Origin of the sequence: Paraburkholderia bengalensis (assembly GCF_037126505.1) — a bacterium.
Taxonomy (GTDB): domain Bacteria; phylum Pseudomonadota; class Gammaproteobacteria; order Burkholderiales; family Burkholderiaceae; genus Paraburkholderia; species Paraburkholderia bengalensis.
This window is the reverse complement of record NZ_JACFYJ010000206.1, coordinates 1-3,424: the sequence shown is the minus strand read 5'-3', so window position 1 is coordinate 3,424 and position 3,424 is coordinate 1. Positions and strand designations below refer to the sequence as shown.

4 protein-coding genes are annotated in these 3,424 nt (G+C 66.0%); 3 read left to right on the top strand and 1 reads right to left on the bottom strand.

The genetic code is table 11. From position 1 onward, the window contains the following. Nucleotides 1-137: 137 nt before the first annotated feature. The 3 genes from H3V53_RS42525 (at nt 138) to H3V53_RS42515 (ending at nt 2,728) form a co-directional block, all read left to right on the top strand. A complete protein-coding gene (locus H3V53_RS42525; protein ID WP_336602945.1) occupies nt 138-1,418 on the top strand; it encodes a THUMP domain-containing class I SAM-dependent RNA methyltransferase in 1,281 nt (426 codons plus the stop codon). Nucleotides 1,419-1,572: 154 nt separating this feature from the next. Further along, nucleotides 1,573-1,956 carry a VOC family protein gene (locus tag H3V53_RS42520; protein WP_336602944.1) on the top strand — a complete coding sequence of 128 codons (384 nt, stop codon included), beginning with the start codon at nt 1,573-1,575 and terminating at the stop codon, nt 1,954-1,956. A 31-nt stretch (nt 1,957-1,987) separates the two neighbouring features. Then, a complete protein-coding gene (locus H3V53_RS42515) occupies nt 1,988-2,728 on the top strand; it encodes a helix-turn-helix transcriptional regulator (RefSeq protein WP_419539752.1) in 741 nt (246 codons plus the stop codon). A gap of 50 nt (nt 2,729-2,778) precedes the next feature. Here the strand turns inward: H3V53_RS42515 and H3V53_RS42510 are convergent. After that, the coding region (locus H3V53_RS42510; RefSeq protein ID WP_336602943.1) for an NAD(P)(+) transhydrogenase (Re/Si-specific) subunit beta at nt 2,779-3,424 on the bottom strand (646 nt) is incomplete at its 5' end.

Here is a 3,424-nt window from a genome sequence, read left to right as displayed (position 1 = left end):
CCGGCCGCCGACCGCGGCGGCGCCCGCCGCTGCGCCGTCGGCATCGAACGCCGCGACGAGGGGCTCGACCCGCTCAGGGGCCGCGCGAGGCGACCGCGTACAATGTCGCCTTGATCCACGCCTTGCGGCAACCTTCCATGTCCTTCGAATTTTTCATTCCCTGCCCGCGCGGCCTCGAAGCCGCGCTCGCCGCCGAGCTGGCCGACATCGCCGGGCGTCATCTGAACGGCGCGCCGTTCACCGCCGGCGCCCAGGTGCCCGGCGGCGTGCACTTCAAGGGCGGCTGGGCAGCCGGCATGGCCGCCAACCTGCATTCGCGCATCGCGAGCCGCGTGCTGCTGAAGATCGCGCACCGCCCGTATCGCAACGAGCAGGACGTTTATGCGCTCGCCCTCGAACAGCGCTGGGAGCAGTGGTTCTCCGCGCACGAGACGCTGCGCGTCGACGTCACCGCGATCAAGTCGCCTCTGCGCAGCCTCGAATTCGCGACGCTGCGCGTGAAGGACGCGATCTGCGACCGTCTGCGCGACAAGACGGGCGCGCGGCCGAGCATCGACACGGGCGCGCCCGACGTGCGCGTGTTCGCATTCCTGACGGCCACCGACTGCACGCTGTATCTCGATACCTCGGGCGAGCCGCTTTTCAAGCGCGGCTGGCGCCTCGACAAGGGCGCGGCGCCGCTGCGCGAGAACCTCGCGGCGGGCATCCTGCGCCTGACGGGCTGGACGCCGGGCACGCCGCTGTACGACCCGATGTGCGGCAGCGGCACGTTCCTCGCGGAAGCTGCGCAGGTGGCGCTGAACATCGCGCCGGGCGTCGACCGGCGCTTCGGCTTCGAGAAGTTCAAGCAGTACGACGCCTCCGCGTGGCAGTCGCTGAAAGTTGCCGCGCAGGACGCGAAGCGCGGCGCCCGCGCGGGCCGCCGCGACCTGCTGATCTTCGGCAGCGACATCTCCGACAACATGCTTGAGAAGGCGCGCGCGAACTTCGAGCGGGCCGGTTTTCCCCCGCTGCCGCTCAAGCAGGTCGACGCGCGCAACATGATGCCGCCCGCCGCCGAGCCGGGCATCCTGGTCGCGAATCCGCCGTATGGCGAGCGTATCGAAGTGCGCGGGCGCGGGCCGCGCGGCGAGATTCGCAACACGGGGCGCGAGGAAGGCGGCTTTCGGCGCGTCGAAGAGGATACGGCCGACATGGCCGAATTCTTCCAGTCATTCGGCGATGCATTGAAAAAGCGGTTTGCCGGCTGGCACGCGTTCGTGCTCACGTCCGACCGGAAGCTGCCCGGCCAGCTGAGGCTGCGCGAGTCGGCGAAAACGCCGTTGTACAACGGCGCGCTCGAGTGCCGGCTGTTCAGGTTCGATCTGATCGCAGGTAGCGTCAGGCAACGCCCGGCGTCGGATGGGCCCAAGGAGTAAGCGGCTCTCCGACTCGATCCGGAAGCGGGTGCACGCCCGCTTTTTTCTTGCCCGCTTTGCGCGCCGCCGCCATAACGCTACTGACAGAACGCTGTCAGTAGCGTGCCAGCACACTTCTCCTGCGCCATCCGGCGCCAACTTAAAGGAGAACCGCATGTCAGCAGACTTCAACCGGGCGATCGCCTGGTTCGAAATCCCTTCCGTCGACTTCGAGCGTGCCGTCCGTTTCTATGAAGCCGCACTCGACACCACGCTGCGTCGCGAAGATTTCGGCGTGCCAATGGCCATCTTCAGCTACGACGAGCCATCGACGGGCGGCAGCATCGTGCAGAGCCCGACGCTGGAACCGTCGGCGACAGGCTCGCTCATCTACCTGAACGCTCGGCCGACCGTCAACGCAACGCTCGAACGCGTGAAGCGGGCGGGCGGCAAAGTGGAAGGGCCCGCCGTGCAGCTTCCGAACGACATCGGCTGGATTGGATTTTTCACCGACACGGAAGGCAACCGCGTCGGCCTGCATTCGAAAACCAATGGCTGAAAGCGGGCGCGACACGTGACGGGAGCGCGTCGTGCGGCGCTATCATCGCGAGAGATTGCCCGTCTACTTCCGGGAGACTCCCACGATGACGCGTCGCGCCGACCGCCTGTTCCAGATCGCCGAGTTGCTGCGCGGCCGCCGCCTGACCACGGCGCAACAGCTCGCGGACTGGCTGCATGTGTCGCTGCGCACCGTCTACCGCGATGTGCAGGATTTGCAGTTGTCGGGCGTGCCGATTGAAGGCGAACCGGGCATCGGTTATCGCTTGAGCCGCAGCGCCAGTCTGCCGCCCCTCACCTTCACCGCAGATGAACTCGCGGCCTTGGCGGCGGGCGCGCGGATGCTCGAATCGTGGGGCGGCGAAAGCATGGCGGCAGGCGCGCGCGGCGCGCTCGCAAAAATCGCGTCGGCGATGCCCGCCGACAAGCGCGCGACGCTCGACCGCCTCGCCTTTTTCGCGCCGTCGTTTCATATCGACGGCAATCTGTCGGCGATTGTCGACACGCTGCATCGCGCGATCGATTCGCGGCACGTCGTGAGCTTTGCGTATCAGGACAAGCACGGCGCGACGACGCAGCGGCGCGTGTGGCCGCTGGCACTTGCGTACTGGGGCGCGCGCTTCACGCTCGGCGCGTGGTGCGAACTGCGCGACGACTTCCGTCACTTCGCGCTCGCGAATATCGAAGACCTGAAAGTGCACGAGCCGTTTCCCGATGTCGAAGGAAAACGGCTCGCGGATTTCATGCGCAGCATCGGTGTGAAGCCGCGCTGATCGGATTGTCGGCATGAGGCGCTTAAAAACGCACCTCGTGCATCGATGCGTCAATCGACAGACTTCACCATATCTTCGATCACCTTCTTCGCATCGCCGAACACCATCATCGTCTTGTCCATGTAGAACAGGTCGTTGTCGAGACCGGCGTAGCCCGCCGCCATCGAGCGCTTGTTGACGATCACGGTGCGCGCCTTGTATGCCTCGATGATCGGCATGCCCGCAATCGGCGACTTCGGATCAGTCTTCGCAGCAGGATTCACCACGTCGTTCGCGCCGAGCACCAGCACCACGTCGACCTGGCCGAACTCCCCGTTGATGTCTTCCATTTCATGCACGATCTCGTACGGCACTTCGGCTTCCGCGAGCAGCACATTCATGTGGCCCGGCATGCGTCCCGCGACAGGGTGAATCGCGTACTTCACATCCACGCCCTTCTCGATCAGCAGATCGGTGAGTTCTTTCAGCGCGTGCTGCGCGCGTGCGACGGCCAGACCGTAGCCCGGCACGATCACGACGGTTTCCGCGTTGCCGAGCATGAACGATGCGTCTTCCGCCGAGCCCGACTTCACCGGCTTCTGTTCGCCCGAGCCCGCCGCTGCCGCCGCACCCGCCTCGCCGCCGAAGCCGCCCAGAATCACGTTGAAGAACGAACGGTTCATCGCCTTGCACATGATGTACGACAGGATCGCACCG

Coding starts and splice junctions, on each gene's coding strand:
- H3V53_RS42525 (WP_336602945.1), top strand. CDS start 138: ATGTCCTTCGAATTTTTCATTCCCTGCCCGCGCGGCCTCGAAGCCGCG.
- H3V53_RS42520 (WP_336602944.1), top strand. CDS start 1,573: ATGTCAGCAGACTTCAACCGGGCGATCGCCTGGTTCGAAATCCCTTCC.